13 protein-coding genes and 1 riboswitch are annotated in these 16,810 nt (G+C 44.3%); of the genes, 8 read left to right on the forward strand and 5 right to left on the reverse strand.

Annotated features, from left to right (window positions below):
* Positions 1-326 precede the first annotated feature (326 nt).
* Positions 327-2,741 carry a phosphoenolpyruvate synthase gene (gene ppsA, locus N7974_RS06650; protein WP_262964852.1) on the forward strand — a complete coding sequence of 805 codons (2,415 nt, stop codon included), beginning with the start codon at positions 327-329 and terminating at the stop codon, positions 2,739-2,741.
* A gap of 198 nt (positions 2,742-2,939) precedes the next feature.
* On the opposite strand, the gene N7974_RS06655 is transcribed toward ppsA, so the two are convergent.
* Positions 2,940-3,677, reverse strand: coding sequence for an Lcl C-terminal domain-containing protein (locus N7974_RS06655; RefSeq protein WP_262964853.1), 738 nt, complete (start codon positions 3,675-3,677; stop codon positions 2,940-2,942).
* Between the two features lie 31 nt (positions 3,678-3,708).
* Positions 3,709-3,787, reverse strand: a riboswitch (cyclic di-GMP riboswitch).
* Positions 3,788-4,328: 541 nt separating this feature from the next.
* Here N7974_RS06655 and N7974_RS06660 point away from each other — a divergent pair.
* Positions 4,329-5,948 carry a choice-of-anchor I family protein gene (locus N7974_RS06660; RefSeq protein ID WP_262964854.1) on the forward strand — a complete coding sequence of 540 codons (1,620 nt, stop codon included), beginning with the start codon at positions 4,329-4,331 and terminating at the stop codon, positions 5,946-5,948.
* Between the two features lie 421 nt (positions 5,949-6,369).
* On the opposite strand, the gene N7974_RS06665 is transcribed toward N7974_RS06660, so the two are convergent.
* Positions 6,370-6,555, reverse strand: coding sequence for a hypothetical protein (locus N7974_RS06665; protein WP_262964855.1), 186 nt, complete (start codon positions 6,553-6,555; stop codon positions 6,370-6,372).
* A gap of 14 nt (positions 6,556-6,569) precedes the next feature.
* On the opposite strand from N7974_RS06665, the gene N7974_RS06670 reads away from it, so the two are divergent.
* Positions 6,570-6,707 carry a hypothetical protein gene (locus tag N7974_RS06670; RefSeq protein ID WP_262964856.1) on the forward strand — a complete coding sequence of 46 codons (138 nt, stop codon included), beginning with the start codon at positions 6,570-6,572 and terminating at the stop codon, positions 6,705-6,707.
* 380 nt (positions 6,708-7,087) lie between these two features.
* Complete coding sequence (locus N7974_RS06675; RefSeq protein WP_262964857.1) at positions 7,088-7,615, forward strand: DUF4410 domain-containing protein; 528 nt, start codon at positions 7,088-7,090, stop codon at positions 7,613-7,615.
* Positions 7,616-7,810: 195 nt separating this feature from the next.
* Here N7974_RS06675 and N7974_RS06680 read toward each other — a convergent pair whose 3' ends face one another.
* From N7974_RS06680 to recQ, 3 genes are read right to left on the reverse strand one after another with little or no spacing between them, the layout of a single operon-like run.
* Positions 7,811-8,017, reverse strand: coding sequence for a hypothetical protein (locus N7974_RS06680; protein WP_262964858.1), 207 nt, complete (start codon positions 8,015-8,017; stop codon positions 7,811-7,813).
* Positions 8,018-8,056: 39 nt separating this feature from the next.
* Positions 8,057-8,377 (reverse strand): NGG1p interacting factor NIF3, encoded by a 321-nt coding sequence (locus N7974_RS06685; RefSeq protein WP_262964859.1) that lies wholly within the window; start codon positions 8,375-8,377, stop codon positions 8,057-8,059.
* A gap of 13 nt (positions 8,378-8,390) precedes the next feature.
* Complete coding sequence (gene recQ / locus N7974_RS06690; RefSeq protein ID WP_262964860.1) at positions 8,391-10,520, reverse strand: DNA helicase RecQ; 2,130 nt, start codon at positions 10,518-10,520, stop codon at positions 8,391-8,393.
* A 94-nt stretch (positions 10,521-10,614) separates the two neighbouring features.
* Here recQ and gshA point away from each other — a divergent pair, with 94 nt between their 5' ends.
* The 4 genes from gshA to N7974_RS06710 all read left to right on the forward strand — a co-directional run bounded on the left by gshA (position 10,615) and on the right by N7974_RS06710 (position 16,726).
* Positions 10,615-12,201: a glutamate--cysteine ligase gene (gshA, locus tag N7974_RS06695; RefSeq protein WP_262964861.1), complete on the forward strand. Its 1,587-nt coding sequence runs from the start codon at positions 10,615-10,617 to the stop codon at positions 12,199-12,201.
* 120 nt (positions 12,202-12,321) lie between these two features.
* The gene (locus N7974_RS06700; protein WP_262964905.1) at positions 12,322-13,059 is read left to right on the forward strand and encodes a phosphoadenylyl-sulfate reductase; all 738 of its coding nucleotides are present in this window, start codon (positions 12,322-12,324) and stop codon (positions 13,057-13,059) included.
* Between the two features lie 1,036 nt (positions 13,060-14,095).
* Positions 14,096-15,490 (forward strand): 3'-5' exonuclease family protein, encoded by a 1,395-nt coding sequence (locus N7974_RS06705; RefSeq protein WP_262964862.1) that lies wholly within the window; start codon positions 14,096-14,098, stop codon positions 15,488-15,490.
* Between the two features lie 192 nt (positions 15,491-15,682).
* The gene (locus N7974_RS06710; protein WP_262964863.1) at positions 15,683-16,726 is read left to right on the forward strand and encodes a tRNA (5-methylaminomethyl-2-thiouridylate)-methyltransferase; all 1,044 of its coding nucleotides are present in this window, start codon (positions 15,683-15,685) and stop codon (positions 16,724-16,726) included.
* The last annotated feature ends 84 nt before the right edge of the window (positions 16,727-16,810 follow it).

Consider the following 16,810-nt stretch of genomic DNA (forward strand, 5'->3'; position numbering starts at 1 on the left):
GGGTCTTCGTGGTGAATAAAAACGCTTAACAACCTGCTACCGGATGCCTTTACAATTCAGCGAATTATACGTCAACCAGGCGTATTATTGTCGATATTTAAAGAACTGTCATTACCGCTTTATCGGCCAGTCATTTAAATAATAACTTGCTCCTTGCTCCGGTTTATAGAACTGTATATGATTTAGCTTTTACCCCCCTGATCCAATAATGCACGCACACACCGCAGCGGATTTTAAATAAAAAACCCCACCTTGAGTTTTCCGCAAGTTAAGTGTAACCGTGACGAGTATAAACACACACGAGGAATGCCCTTAAGGAAAATAAAATGTCCACACAAACAAATTATATCCGTTGGTTTAATGAATTAACGATAGACGATGTGCCTTTGGTTGGCGGAAAAAATGCCTCTTTAGGTGAAATGTACCGCGAATTAACACCACAAGGCGTCCAAATACCCAATGGCTTTGCAGTGACCGCTGAGGCCTACCGTTATTTACTTGAACAAGCCGGTGCTTGGCAACCATTACATCACGCGCTGGATGACTTAAATCCGGAAGATGTCGTTGATCTTGCCAGTCGTGCGCGTAAGGCACGCGATATTATCTATGCAGCCCCTTTTCCGGCTGACCTTGAAAACCAGATTCTCAAAGCCTATGCACAATTGCATCAGCAATACGGCGATGATATGAGCGTTGCAGTACGAAGCTCAGCCACTGCCGAAGATTTACCCACTGCCAGCTTTGCCGGACAACAAGATACCTTTCTTAATATACGCGGTGAGTTTTCCTTACTGGATGCCTGTAAACGCTGTTTTGCCAGTTTATTTACTGACCGGGCTATCCATTACCGCGTTGATCAGGGTTTTGACCATTTCAAACTGGCCCTGTCAATCGGTATCATGAAAATGGTGCGCTCTGATCTGAAGGCCAGTGGCGTCATGTTTTCTCTGGATACCGAATCCGGTTTTAGCGATGTCGTTTTTATTACCGGCGCTTATGGCTTGGGTGAAAATGTCGTCCAAGGCTCGGTAGATCCCGACGAATTTTATGTACACAAACCGACCTTTGAGCAAGGTCATCGTGTCGTATTAAAACGTACCTTGGGCGCAAAAAAGATAAAAATGGTTTATAGCGATGGACGTACGCGAGAACCGACTCAAAACATTGTTACCTCCGCCGAAGAACGTAATCATTTTTGTCTTAATGACCAGGATGTTTTAACGCTGGCCGACTATGCCATCAAAATAGAAAAACATTACAGCGCCAAGGCAGGTCAGAAAAAACCAATGGATATTGAATGGGCAAAAGATGGCATTGACGGCATCCTGTATATTGTTCAGGCACGACCTGAAACGGTCGTATCCCAATTGAGCGGTATGCTATTAGAGCAATATGTACTTAACAGTAAAGCTACGCCGGTGGTTACCGGGCATTCGGTAGGCAGTAAAATTGCCACCGGTAACGCCCGTATTATTGACAATGTCAGACAGCTGGCTGACTTTAAAGCGGGCGATGTACTGGTTGCCGATATTACGACACCGGATTGGGAACCAGTAATGAAAATTGCCTCAGCCATAGTCACCAACCGTGGCGGGCGTACCTGCCATGCTGCCATTATCTCACGTGAATTAGGCGTGCCTGCGGTAGTCGGTTGTGATAACGCTACCACAACACTTAAAAATAATACCCCCATAACAGTATCCTGTGCTGAAGGCGACAATGGCAACGTCTATGAAGGTATCCTTGATTTTGAAATTAAATCCACCAACCTGGCCGGCCTGAAGCGTCCAAAAACTAAAATTATGTTGAATATCGGCAACCCGGAACTGGCTTTTAAAACCAGTTTCCTGCCCAATGACGGCGTGGGTTTGGCGCGTATGGAATTTATTATCACCGAATATATCAAAGCGCATCCCATGGCGTTAATCCATCCGGAACGTGTGCAAGATAACCAAGAACGTGAACAACTGGCCGAATTAACCCGTAACTACGCAACCCCTGAAGATTTTTTTATTCAACGCCTGTCGGAAGGCGTGGGTACGATTGCCGCCGCTTTTTATCCCAAACCCGTGGTGGTGCGAATGTCCGATTTTAAAACCAACGAATACGCCACCTTATTGGGTGGTCGCTGGTTTGAGTTTGATGAACCCAACCCGATGATCGGTTTTCGTGGCGCTTCACGTTATACCCATCCCGCTTATGCCGAAGGCTTTGCATTGGAATGCGCGGCCATGAAACGGGTACGCGACGACATGGGTCTGACCAATGTTATCTTGATGATTCCTTTTTGCCGACGCGTCCAGGAAGCCAAAAAGGTACTTGATTACATGGCGCAACTGGGACTAAAGCGGGGTGAAAACGGCCTGGAAATCTATGTGATGTGCGAGATTCCCAATAACGTTATCCTGATTGATGCCTTCTCCAAGCATTTTGACGGTTTTTCTATCGGCTCTAATGATCTTACTCAACTCACTTTAGGCGTAGACCGTGATTCCGCGATAGTCGCCGAAGACTTTGACGAACGTGATGCCGGCGTTAAAGCAATGATCCGGTTGGCCGTAGAAGGCTCAAAGCGCAACGGCAAACATTGCGGCCTGTGCGGTCAAGCACCGTCGGATTATCCTGAAATGGCCGATTATCTGGTGGAAATCGGCATAGACTCGATGAGCCTAAACCCTGATACCGTGCTGCAAACGACTCAACAGGTCTTGGAAACTGAAAAACGACTGGGTCGGGGTTAAACAAGCAAAAGCCAAGGTCCACGAAAGACACGAAAAGCACGAAAAAAGACACTAAATTATTGCTTTTTCGGGGCTGGCAATCAATAAGCAGGAGGCGATAACATCCCTTCAAGGAATTAGGGGTTATTATCGGTAAAATAATCCTGCTTTAAATGGCTGATTCCCAAGTTGGAGCTTGGAAATCAGCCAATCACCTAATTAACCGATATTTTTACGACGCTTTAAGCCCATTAACCCAACTATAGCGCTACCGAAGAGCCAAAACGCACCGGGTACCGGAACGGCGGCAACATCGCCCGGGCGAACAGCCCATGCGTAGAACTGGCCGAACTTATAGGGGGCGCCCTGGTAGCCACTGCTGGTATTTAAGCCCCACGCGGCGCTTGGATCGGGCGCGTACTCACTACCCGACCAGTACACATAGCTCTGGATGTTAGTAAATAGATCATAGTTGGCATTATGAGTTGTTGCAATATCTGTCCAAGCTGCACCACCTAATTGGTCGTAAAACAAATCACCCATTTGGCTACTGGTGACATTGATTCCATCAGCTTTTACTGGTGTAGAGGGTAAGCTCCAGCCCGTAACACCACCCAGCGTCAAGTTGTTAGCCCAAGCTTGTGCGCCAAACCAGGTCATTGTGCCAGTGTCGGTATTAAAGTCTGCGCTGGTCAGGTTATAGATACCCGTATACCCATCATAATAATTCGCCGTATCATGAATAACCCCATCGTTAGCCGCGATAATGTCACTGACCATATTAGGATTACTCGCCGCCTGGGTTTGAAACAAGTTGGCATCGGCTGCCCACGTAATGTTGTTGACAGTGTCATAGACCATACCACCGGTACGTGCCAACAGCGCCGCTTGTGCTGTGCCGGTTGATACGCTACTGGCCAGCAATGCCAATACCAGCGCTATTTTTTTATATTGCATGTTGTTACCTACGTAAAATTATCATTAAATTTAACGCAACCCGGCTGGCCTTTATTAAAGGCTCCGTAGCTTTCCGTCCTTATCTTGCAATAAGTTTGGCTTGTTCATCCATGAATCATGGGCACTTGGATAAGTGGAACACGAGCTTGCAATTTTATTAAGCAGATAACTTTGCTTGAACATAAATACCTAAAGTATTTATGTAATCTTTAAACTACTAAAAGACTATAACAGATAAAAATACCAAGTACAGCTTTGAATTGTATCGAAATGCATCGAAATGTATCAAGTAACCTAAATATACTAAATTCATAGACTGTGCTGAATAAACTGGTTGCTAAGTTGGAACTTGGCAACCAGTTTATTCAATATTGATTTCGTGTATTTAATATATTTTTTTGTCTTTCATGTCTTTCGTACTTTTCATGAGCTATGGCCATCATTTCATGAAACAGTGGCAAAATTGAACGAAAGGTGAATTATTCGATACGGTTCACACTTTTGTAACAAATAAAAAGTAAATTAGGATTCAACTTGACAGACCTAGCGTGTTGTTGAGGGTGAAAGCAATTATTAGCGGCTCAATTATGCCTGGCTTATTTAATTGCAAATTAACCATTTATATTAACAACATCAAGGATTCCAAAGCTTATGAAACATACACGTATTACCCTCGCTATTGCCGTTGCCGTAGCGCTAGCCTCCACAACCGCCAATGCAACCGGTGGTTTTAGCTACTCTCATGAATGGACTTTCAGCCATACTGCCGCTAATGGCTCAAATTCAATGGGCTCTGAAATTCTCTCCTACGACGCCCTAAACAATCGTCTATGGGTGGCAGGTACGGATGCAAACCAATTAAACCTTGGTCAAGGCGGTATTGATATCCTTGATTTGTCCGGCAATCTGGTCAATTCCTTTTCTACTAGCTCGCTAGGCGGCATCAATAGCGTCGCTGTAAAGAACGGCCAAGCAGCGATAGCCATCACAGCCCCCAACAAGACCAATGCCGGTTTGGTGAGTTTTTATAATGCTAATACCTATGCACATCAGGCGGATGTGACGGTCGGCGCTAATCCTGATGCTGTCACTTACACACCAGATGGTAGTCGTTTGTTAGTGGCCAATGAAGCCGAACCAAGCAGTTATTTGGTTGGCCCTGGTGGCGATCCAGTTGGCTCAGTGAGCATTATCAATACAACCACTTTTACTTCACAGACCGCTGGTTTTGAGAGCTTTAATGGCTCGGCTGCAGCACTTAAGGCTGCAGGTGTCAGACTTACCGGCCCCAATGCTTCTGTTGCCCAAGATCTTGAACCCGAATACATCGCAGTAAGCGCAGATGGCACCAAAGCTTACGCAACCCTGCAAGAAGCTAATTCAGTGGCGGAGATCGATATCGCTACGGCAACCATTACCAACATTAAAGCCATGGGCTTGAAAGACCACAGCCTGGCGGGCAACGGCCTGGATGTTTCAGATCGTGACGGATCAGGCAAAAGCCCCCTGAACGGCAATATCCAAAATTGGAACGTGATGGGAATGTATATGCCAGATGGCATAGCGAGTTTTACCAACAGCGGCAGTCAATACTATGTAACGGCCAACGAAGGCGATTCTCGTGGCGATTGGGCAGGTGGTAATGATGAAATCCGCGTCGGCGATGCAACCATTGATTCCGCTCTAAACGCTACTCTGACCGCTGCGCATGGTGCTGACTGGCAAACCAATAACGACAAACTAAATCGTTTAACCGTCTCTACCAGCGGCGACACCGATGGCGATGGCGACCTTGATCAGTTGCAAGTGTTTGGTGGACGATCTTTCTCGATTTTAGATGCTAACGGTACAATGGTGTCCGATTCCGGCGATCAGATAGAGCAAATCATAAAGGCTAATTACCCGTCAATTTGGGATGACAGCCGTAGCGACAATAAAGGACCAGAGCCAGAAAGCGCAATAGTGGGTAAAGTTAATGGCCGCGATATATTGTTTCTGGGCCTGGAGCGATCCAATGCCATCATGGCTTGGGACATTAGCAACTTGGCGAGCATCCTATACCTCGATACAATTTTCACTGCAGGTGATGTAGGTCCGGAAGGAATAAGCTTTTTCTCTAACGCCGCAGGCAGCTATCTTGCTGTAAGCAACGAGGTTAGCGAAACCACTTCGCTGTATCAAGTCGCCGCAGTTCCTGTTCCTGCAGCAATTTGGTTATTCGGCTCGGCAATGGCAGGCTTTGGTGTCTTGACTCGTCGACGCAAAGCCTAAAAGCCGGTATTTTATCAGCATAAAGCGTTGGGCTACATGCATTACCGGTTCCCAAGCCGAAACTTGGAGTCAACGCGGTAAGGTATAAATAGGTAGGGCATAAATATCTATAGTCTTTTAGAAATTAAATTTCGATTATATTAAATTTAAAGCCCGTACGGATAACATCCCTTGAAGGGATGGTATCCGTTTGCATCGAAATTATTTATCTGAAAGTCTATAGCATATTGCGCCCTACTTTTAATCCGTCTTATGGCTTTAATTAATGAGTAGGATGGGTAGAGCGAAAGCCATCGAATAACCGATTGAATATGATGGGTTTCGGCTATTGCTTCTACCCATCCTACGCGCTTTAATAGCTTTTGAAACGTTTGGGACGGGGTTATAAAACTCCGTCCCGCGTTATAATTTGCGAACCAGCTCAGTAAATACCGCAACGGTGTTTTAAAAAACCTTTATTCACTCTCCCCGTCAAGCCACTGGCACTGCCAGAACCTTTACCGGCAATGCCGAAACCTTTAGTAGCACTGCCAGCAGCTCTACCAGCACTCTCAGTACCTTTACTCGCTTTTCCAATACCTTTATTGGCTCTATCAGAAGCTCTCAAGTAGTCCCAATACCTTGCTTGGCAATGCCAGTAAAGGTGCTGGCAGAGGCAATACCTTTATCACCAATGCCAATACCTTTGCTGGCAATGGCGTTAAGGTTTTGGCAGTGCCAATAAAGGTACTGGCATTGTCACTAAAGGTGATTGAGTAGCCACTAAAGGTACTGGCAAAGCGACTAAAGGTACCGGGATAGTCAGCATAGATACTGGCAGTGCAAATAAAGGTGCTGGCAGTGCCAGTAACTTGCTGAGCAGTGCCAATACCATTATTACTTAATGCAACCCCTTTACCCGCATAACCGGTAAAGGAATCAAGCTATCCAAGCGCCAAACGACAAGGGATAAAAGCACTATGCGATTTTATAATACGCTAAAAGTTTTGCAGGTTATTATTATTAATACCGCCGGGACATCAGGTTTTATTGACGCTTGCCGGTAATAATCCGTGCAAGCATCTTCAGACCGCTATAATAACTATCAGGCATCTGCCCCATACCCGTTTTAATTAATCCATCAGAGGGCTTTTATTAACATGACATACTTTTTTATAACACTAGTCTTTGTTGCCAGCTTCTTGTCTGGATGCGCTGATAACGCTGGCTCTCATCAATTGCTGGGTTCAGCGATGAGTAGTAATCAGGCAGACCGATTTTCTGATTTGGTTATTACCGTTAAAGCGGATAATCACGTGACGTTAAATCAAACTGATACCGATAGAATGACGAAACTGATTGTGGCAGATATAAAAACCACTAGCCCAAAGCGTTTTAAAAGCATCAATACCGGCGCTCCCGGTTCGACAACGCTCAACGCTTCGGTGGCTATAAAAAACTATGATGAAGGCAGTGCTTTTGCGCGATTTATGATGATAGGCTTGGGACAAATGCATATTGATGCCGAGGTAACGCTTGCCGACTCTTTATCCAATGAAAAAATGGCCCGCTATGAAGTCAATAAGACTTTCGCATGGCATGGTTTTTATGGTGCACTGACGGATATAAAAGATACCGAGGTTGGCTTTTGCAAAGCGGTTGCAGATGCCATTCTTGGCAAAGATTAGCAAGAAGGCTGTCCAAGTAACTTCGCTATAGACTTTCAGAAATTAAACTGTCAATTCATGCGCTGTAAGCTCACACAGATAACATCCCTTGAAGGGATGGTATCTGTCAACATGGAAATTATTTATCTGAAAATCTATAGTCTTTATTGTGCTGCCATTTTGGCAGCAAAGCCCAAGGTGATTTTTTGTGAAGACTCAATCAAAGATGGAATCAGTGGATACCTGCACCCAATTTAAGCCGGTCTTTTTTTTGCTCTCAATTAAATTCAACTCTGCCGTACCAAGCAAGGCAATCATGCTTAACTCTGACTCTGCTGAGCGCAATTGCTTTATTTCATTGAGCTGTGCTGCCAAATCGAATAAATCTGTTTGATCGACATTTTTTTTAAAATAGCGGCGCATGGTCATTGCATTAATGGCAAAAAGTTAAAGTGAGATATTTCACAAATCGTCAACCGTCAAGATCTTGTAAACTTCATAGGCAGGTTCTTCATAAGGATGTACGTCAAGTAGGGTCTGTACAACTTCCTTGATGACGACAGCCGTACAAATCATCTCTACTTTATATTCAATAACCTTTTCCAACCGGTTAATTTGCCCCAGCGTTGGTTGGCTATTTGGCAAAGGTCGAAACTGACCTTCTCCGCGCACTTGCCAGCAGCATTGGTCATAAGCTTTGTAATGCCCCGCGCCTTTTGCAAACAAGGCATTTTTTACTGCTTCAAGCTGCGCTTCGGGAACGTAAAAACTTAATTTATACATGGCAACAATACATTTATGCCGTCTTGCGCTGTAGTGCTGCCCGCACACAACGCAAAATACTGTAACTGTATTGACCATCAAAGTGCTCATAAACCGGTTTTAAGGCATTTTGTTGTTCACCGGGCAGACTTAAAATAGCCTCTTCAATAGTTTTTATTTCCGGCTCAGGCAATTCCACGACATCAACCAACGCCAGTAGTCCTTGTTCCAACGCTTGCGAAAGATGTGTATAAATAGTATCGGCTTTCAATGTTCTTTTTTGGGCAATCTTGTTAACGCTGTAACCTAATTTAAACAAATCTACCGATTCTGTCGCCGTATCGTGTCCGCTGTGGTCATCGCTATAATCTTTGATAACCGCTAAAAACTGATCGCCATAAAGGCTTAATTTTCGCTCACCCACTCCCGACAACAAGCGCATTTGTTGGTGATTGGTCGGTTTTTTCTCCATCATGGCCATCAGGGTTGCATCATTAAATATAATATAGGGCGGCACATCCTGGGCATCGGCAATCTCTCTGCGCTTGGCACGTAAAGCCTCCCATAACTCACTATTGATTTCGCCCTTGCCGACTGATTTGCCGGCACCTTTTTTGCCAAGCTTGCTTTTTTCGGGCCGTATATCTTTACGTAACATTAACTGTTGTTCGCCGCGTAAAATCGGGCGACAGACATCCGTCAGTTGCAACACGCCAAAATGATCAAAGTTAACGGAAACCAGTCCCCGCGCAACCAACTGCCTGAATACGGAAGACCATTGCTGCTCATCCAGCTCTTTACCCAGGCCAAAAGTGGCTTGTTTATCATGACCGGAACTGACAATCCGCTCGGTAATTTTGCCAAGTAACACATCAATTAAATAGCCCACACCATAACGTTGCCCGGTACGATAAATACACGATAAGGCCTGTTGTGCCGCCAGCGTACCATCCCAGGTATCGACCGCTTCCAAACAGGTATCGCAATTATTACAAGGCAGCTCCAAGTGATCACCAAAGTATTTTAATAACGCCTGCCGCCGACAATGGACTTGCTCACATAACGCCAGCATCGCATCAAGTTTGTGCATTTCCAGACGTTTATGGGCTTCATCGGCATTGGAATCAGCCAACATGCGCCGCAACGTGATAACGTCTTGTAAGCCATAAGCCATCCACGCATTAGCGGGTAAACCATCACGCCCTGCCCTGCCTGTTTCCTGATAATAGGCTTCCACACTTTTGGGCAAATCCAAATGGGCAACAAAGCGTACATTAGGCTTATCAATACCCATGCCAAAAGCGATGGTGGCAACAATCACCAGACTGTCTTCCATTAAAAACCGGTGTTGATGCTGATAGCGTAAAGCATTGGTCATGCCGGCATGATAGGCCAAGGCATTAATACCTTTTGATCTTAACCATTCGGCGGTTTCATCGACTTTTTTACGCGACAGACAATAGACAATACCAGCGTCCCCCGCATGTTCGGCCTTAATAAAATCAATTAATTGTTGCCGCGCATTTTGTTTCTGCACGATCCGGTAACGAATATTGGGACGGTCAAAACCACTGAGAAAAAGCGGCGCTTTTTCCAATTGTAGGCGCAGGATAATTTCTTGCCGGGTTTTTTCATCTGCGGTTGCGGTCAGGGCAATACGCGGAATCTGGGGAAATTGCTCATGCAGCAAGGACAATTGTAAATAATCTACCCGAAAATCATGTCCCCATTGCGATACGCAATGGGCTTCATCAATGGCAAACAGGGCAATCTGAATACGCTGAAACAGCGCGATAGTCCGGCCGGAAGTCAGTCTTTCCGGAGCAATGTATAATAAATCCAGCTCGTTATTCAATAACTGCCGCTCAATAGTTCGAACTTCTTCCTGAGATAACGTGGAATTTAAAAAAGCGGCTTTTACCCCTAACTGAAGTAAGGCGCTGACCTGATCCTGCATTAAAGCGATCAATGGTGAAATAACGATACCAACCCCAGGCCTTATTAAGGCCGGAATTTGGTAACACAATGATTTCCCGCCACCGGTGGGCATTAATACCAGCGCATCCCCTCCTGCCAAAATTTGCTCAATGACGTCTTGTTGCTGGCCTCTAAAACCATCATAGCCAAAAACGGCTTTGAGTATTTCGATGGACTTGTTCTTCACTGCCTCTCCCGTACGACGATAATACTTCTTCAATCAGGCAAACCATTTATAATGCATCAATTATACAGGACTGCAGGGAACACACGCCCACTCTATGACCTATTTTACTAATAAGCTTTCGACACGCCTTGATCAACTTCTGGCAAATGACCATCAACATCTGCTCTGCGGGGGCCTTAAAGGCATAGAAAAAGAAAGTCTGCGTATAGGCAAAGATGGTTTTATTGCCCAAACACCGCACCCGACCGTATTAGGTTCGGCACTAACGCATCCGACTATCACCACGGACTATTCTGAATCACTCATTGAATTAATTACCCCTCCGTTTGCCGATGTAAAAGACAGCCTGGACTATTTGCGCAATGTCCACCAGTTTTTTTATGACCATCTGGATAATGAAATTTTACTGGGTGCGAGTATGCCCTGCGGCATTGATGGTGATGAAAGTATTCCCATTGCCGACTATGGATCATCCAACATCGGTCACATGAAACATGTTTATCGACACGGCTTATGGCATCGTTACGGTAGAACCATGCAGGCCATTGCCGGCATTCATTTTAATTATTCGGTACCCGAAGCGCTGTGGCCGATTTTACACCAACAAGAAAACAGTCCACTGAGTCTGGAGCAATTTACCTCCGAAGCCTATTTTGGTTTGGTCAGAAACTTTCAGCGCATCGGTTGGATAATTTTATATTTATTTGGCGCATCACCGGCAATTTGTAAAAATTTCTTCAAAAGCCGCCCGGAGTTAATGGCCCAATTTGAAGAGTTTGACCAAGGCACCCTCTATCATCCTTATGCAACATCATTGCGCATGAGCGATATAGGCTATAAAAGCAAAAACCAGGCTGATCTAAAAATTGATTACAATTCTTTATCCGGCTATGTCAGTAGTTTGAGTAAGGCGATTAATACCCCCTACCCTGACTATGAAAAAATCGGCACAGTTGTTAATGGCGAATATCGTCAACTTAACAGTAATATCCTGCAAATTGAAAACGAGTTTTACAGCACTATTCGACCTAAACAAATCATCAAATCCGGCGAAAAACCCACACTGGCACTTAAAAAACGTGGCGTTCGCTATATAGAAATGCGTTCACTGGATTTGGATTTATTTAATCCCGTTGGTATAGATGAAGCCAAGGCACGGTTTATAGAAGCGCTGTTACTGACCTGTTTATTAAAAGACAGCCCCTGTATTACCGACGAAGATCACCAGATTAATAATGCCAATCAGTTGGCCGTTGCCAATTTTGGTAGAAAACCCGGCCTGCAACTGAACAAAGGCAATCAACAGATTCTGTTATCGGACTGGGCAACAGAAATACTTGAAGCCATGCAGCCCGTATGTGCCGTTCTGGATAAAGACAATACCGACAAACCTTATAGTACCGCCCTTGCCCAACAACAGTTATTAATCGAAAATCCGGATTTAACGGCATCAGCAAGGATATTAAAGGGCATGACTGAAACGCAACTGCCTTTTAGTCGTTTTGCTTTAAATAAATCTGCCGAACATGCCAGGCAATTTAGCTTGTCCAAGCTGGATAAAATCCATACCCAAGAATTTACCGAAATGGCTAAAATCTCACTGGCAGAGCAAAAAGATCTCGAAAGCCAAAAGCAAATCCCTTTCGATGATTTCCTGACACAGTATTTTTCACAACAATAAAAACTAACAGGCAGGTTGGCCTATAGCCATGGCGTAACCCAACCTGCTTTTTTCCGCTGCATAGCCATTCAAGGTACTTTACCGGTATTTGATCAAACAGAAAAAGGACTCCGCCCCCTCATGACAGCCTTTAATATTCAGCAATTACAAACCGACTTAACCAATAAAAACCCACGCACCATTCTTAAAAAAGCCCTTGAGTTATTTGATAATATCGCTATTTCTTTCAGTGGCGCAGAAGATGTCGTATTAATCGACATGGCACTTAATATCAGAAAAGATATCCGGATTTTCTCTTTGGACACCGGGCGATTGCATCCGGAAACCTACCGTTTTATAGAAAAAGTCAGAAAACATTACCAGATAGAGATTGAATTGTTAACGCCTGACCGGGATGTGCTGGATAATTTTGTAACCAACAAAGGCCTGTTCAGCTTCTATGAGGATGGCCATCAGGAATGTTGTGGTATTCGTAAAGTTGAACCCTTAAAACGTAAGCTGGCAACTGTTGATGCCTGGATTACCGGTCAACGTAAAGACCAAAGTCTGGATACCCGACAGGATATTCCTGAAGTGCAAATAGATAGCGCTTTTTCTACTGAAGGACACCCACTGATAAAATTTAATCCGTTACTCAACTGGAATTCGGCGCAAGTTTGGGATCACATCGAAGCCTATCAAGTACCCTATAATGAATTACATGAAAAAGGCTTTATCAGCATAGGTTGTGAGCCTTGTACCCGCGCTGTCCTGCCCAATCAGCATGAAAGGGTTGGCCGCTGGTGGTGGGAATCCGGAACTAAAAAAGAATGTGGCTTGCATGCCGGGAATTTAAAACAAAGTGATATCCAAGAATAAATATACCGGCTACTCACTTAAAACGGGATAATTTAAGGCTAAATCGTTCGCTGAGCGGAGTCGAAGCGAGTTGTCCGCTTCGACTCCGCTCAGCGAACGGTCTGTTTTGATGATTTATCATTAGGGAGGGTTAAGCCTTTTTGCTTGTCCCGTCAAAAGTGGGTAGCTAATATACCCAAGTGGCACAGGATTTTTGCTTATTTACAACGACTGTAAGGACAGATAGTTGATAACGCAATAAATAGATAAAAAGACCAGCAAACCGGATATATTATTCGCAGAAAATCACCTAAGGTAAATATGGACTTTTTTGCGCACCTTGGCAAACTTGCAAAATGAGCGCCATAGACTACACTTTCAGTTAGCTTCACTGTAGTTGGGTAGAAGAGAGCCGGTAATTGCGCCTTACCATCCGCTCTATTATATCCCTAAATAATTGACTACCATCCAACTACGGGTAAGTTAACAGCTCGTCCCGAATACACTGAGAAACAACAAGACCTGCTGTCTAAAGGTGACTCAATAATCGAGGCCAGTACTTTAAATAACGATCGGATGGTTGGTGAGAACCATAATAATTAGAGCAAGAGACTATAGATAGCTAACACTTTAATCGAGAAAATTCAAGTAACCTTTAATTCCCGAATAGATTGTAAAATATGTGCTACTTGTTCAAATTAATATCGATACCGCAGTGCAATAATAACGCCTTGAGATCGTTCAAAGCGAAGAGTTGTTGGTTTAAAATACGCTGTTATCGCTCTCATTAACCATCCTGATTTAAAACGGAGAGAGCCTCAATGCACCAAAAAATTCATATGCAAGATCAAGTGTTCAATAAAATTGAAGATATTATGAATCATTACAAAAAAAAGTCTGGTGGGGGAATAATACGACTATTTAAGCAGCTTATGAAAAAACAATCAGCGCATTAATGTAGTGCTAATTAATATCTGCCAAGACGTTCTTGGCACTTGGTAAATAATATAACAGGGGAAACAGATATCGGCGACATTGATTTAATGGGATTGGCATCGTGACCACTTTGTTTCCACGCTTGGCGTTTGTTGATCTGGAAACCACCGGTGCCAATGCGACAGTCGATCGTATTACTGAAATCGGTGTCGTATTGATGGATGAAAATGGCGTACGTGAGTGGAGTCGGTTAATCCAACCACAAGCACGTATCCCGGCCTTTATTGAAAAATTAACCGGCATTACCAACGCCATGGTAGCCGATGCACCACTGTTTGAAACCGTGGCAGAAGAACTGCATGCACTGTTACAGGGTTATTTGTTTATTGCACATAATGCCCGCTTTGATTACGGCTTTCTGAAAAACGAATTCAAACGTTCAGGCCTGACGTTTCAACCCTCTGTATTGTGCTCTGTCAAATTATCCAGAGCGCTGTTCCCACAATACCAGCATCACAATCTTGATAGCCTGATTGAGCGCTTCGGTTTAACCGTAAAAGCCCGACACAGGGCACTGGGTGATGCCCAACTCATTCATCAATTTTGGCAGCAAATCCATTTAAGCCAAGATGCAACGCTCATCACCGATACCGTACAAAAACTGATTGCACGTTCCAGTTTACCGTCAAATATTGATCGTCGCCTGATCGACGAACTTCCCGAGTCACCAGGCGTGTATCTGTTTTATGGCGAAAATGACTTACCGTTATATATTGGTAAAAGCATAAACATTAAGCAACGGGTATTATCACACTTTTCAGCCGATCACAGCCATGGCAAGGAAATGAGTTTATCGCAGCAGTTACGCCGCTTCGACTGGATAGAAACCGCCGGTGAATTAGGAGCTTTATTGTTGGAGGCGAAACTAATCAAGGCCATGCAACCCATACATAATCGTCGTTTACGACGCAACAACGGGTTGTGTGCCTGGCAACTCCAACAACAGACCGAGCATCTGCGTCCGGTATTGGTTTGGGCCGATGACCTTGATTTCGGTGTGCAGGACAACCTACATGGTCTTTATCGCAACCAACGCGATGCGCAAAAAGTACTCCGCAGTATCGCCGATCAAAACCAGCTTTGTTTAAGTGCGCTCGGCCTTGAAAAACCTATCAAGGGACGCCCTTGTTTTGCAAGGCAGTTAGCAAAATGTAAAGGTGCCTGCATCGGCGAGGAAGCGCCACTTAACCATGCCGCTCGTCTGATCATAGCGATGAACAAACTTAAACTGGCCTCCTGGCCTTATCCAGGAATTGTCGGCATTAAAGAAGGTGGCGATGTACATCTGATTGACCATTGGTGTTATCTCGGCACCGCGAAAAATGCCGCCGAAGTGGATGATTTATTATTATCCAGTCAACCGGTTTTTGATCGCGATACTTATATGATACTCAGTAAAGCCTTGAAAAAACCCAGGCAATTAGTTCATGTTGACAGGCAACCGGCTTACCGGTAAAAAATGCGTCAAACATTCCTCTGTTTTTTCATCACAACTTATGCTTTCTGCATAAAAATCGAAGCCTTTAACTACAAAAATCTAAAATTAACCAAGGTTTAGTCATAAGCAGAATGGCTAAAACGGCAGAAGTTGAAGCCCTATTAGAAAATACCTGAGTATAATGGTCTAATTTTTAGAAATAAAGGCGTTATGAGTAAGCAAAGAAAAGCAATAGCATTGATTTCCGGTGGTCTGGACTCAATGCTGGCGGCAAAAACAGTAATGGAACAAGGCATTCATGTTGAAGGCATTAATTTTTTTACCGGTTTTTGTGTAGAAGGCCATACTCATGCGATTCGTGAAAGTGACAAAGCAAAACCCAAGCGCAACAACGCCTTATGGGTTGCCGAACAACTAGGCATAAAACTGCATATTATCGATGTTGTCGAAGAATATAAAAAAGTGCTGATTAATCCCAAGCACGGTTATGGCGCACACATGAATCCTTGTCTGGATTGTAAGATTTTCATGGTTAATAAAGCCAAACAATGGATCGTTGAAAACGATTTTGACTTTATTATTACCGGTGAAGTGATTGGCCAAAGACCCATGTCACAAACCAAATCAAAAATGCCCATCGTATCCAAACAGTCAGGTGCTGATGATTTATTACTGCGGCCTATGTGCGCCAAGAATCTACCGGCAACCCGGCCGGAAATTGAAGGCTGGGTAGACAGGGAAAAACTGCATGATATTACCGGGCGTTCCCGCAAGCCACAAATAGCGATGGCTGAGCAATTTGGCATAGATGATTATTCGCAACCAGCGGGTGGCTGCTGTTTTCTGACGGATAAATACTATTCGGCAAGATTGGTCGATTTATGGAAATCACAGGGTAGCAAAGACTACGAACTGGATGATGTGATGTTACTAAAAGTCGGTCGACATATCAGACCACAAAAAAACTTTAAACTGATCATAGCCAGAGAAGAAGGTGAAGGACGGTTTTTGGAAGGCTATAGAAAAGAGTTTATCAGTATGAATTGCACAAGCCATACAGGGCCATTGGCGCTAATTGACGGCGAGCCTTCTGCTGAAGATTTGTATTTGGCAGCCAGCGTTGTGGCCCGTTACGGTCAGGGCCGACATGCCGAACAGGTCGATATTAAAGTCATGGAAAAAGACGGTTCAGAAAGAACCATTCAAATTAAGCCCTTAAAAAGCGAAGACATCCCCAAAGAGTGGTATGTTTGAGGTTAAAGATACAAGGCGAAAGGCAAAAGGGATTGCCCTTTGCCTTGCACCTTGAGCCTTGCCCCTTTCACCTTAAACCTACCC

The sequence above is a fragment of the Methylobacter psychrophilus genome (assembly GCF_025583945.1).
Taxonomy (GTDB): domain Bacteria; phylum Pseudomonadota; class Gammaproteobacteria; order Methylococcales; family Methylomonadaceae; genus Methylobacter_C; species Methylobacter_C psychrophilus.

Coding starts and splice junctions, on each gene's coding strand:
- N7974_RS06710 (WP_262964863.1), top strand. CDS start 15,683: ATGAGTAAGCAAAGAAAAGCAATAGCATTGATTTCCGGTGGTCTGGAC.
- gshA (WP_262964861.1), top strand. CDS start 10,615: ATGACCTATTTTACTAATAAGCTTTCGACACGCCTTGATCAACTTCTG.
- ppsA (WP_262964852.1), top strand. CDS start 327: ATGTCCACACAAACAAATTATATCCGTTGGTTTAATGAATTAACGATA.
- N7974_RS06675 (WP_262964857.1), top strand. CDS start 7,088: ATGACATACTTTTTTATAACACTAGTCTTTGTTGCCAGCTTCTTGTCT.
- N7974_RS06655 (WP_262964853.1), bottom strand. CDS start 3,677: ATGCAATATAAAAAAATAGCGCTGGTATTGGCATTGCTGGCCAGTAGC.
- N7974_RS06660 (WP_262964854.1), top strand. CDS start 4,329: ATGAAACATACACGTATTACCCTCGCTATTGCCGTTGCCGTAGCGCTA.
- N7974_RS06680 (WP_262964858.1), bottom strand. CDS start 8,017: ATGCGCCGCTATTTTAAAAAAAATGTCGATCAAACAGATTTATTCGAT.
- N7974_RS06700 (WP_262964905.1), top strand. CDS start 12,322: ATGACAGCCTTTAATATTCAGCAATTACAAACCGACTTAACCAATAAA.
- N7974_RS06685 (WP_262964859.1), bottom strand. CDS start 8,377: ATGTATAAATTAAGTTTTTACGTTCCCGAAGCGCAGCTTGAAGCAGTA.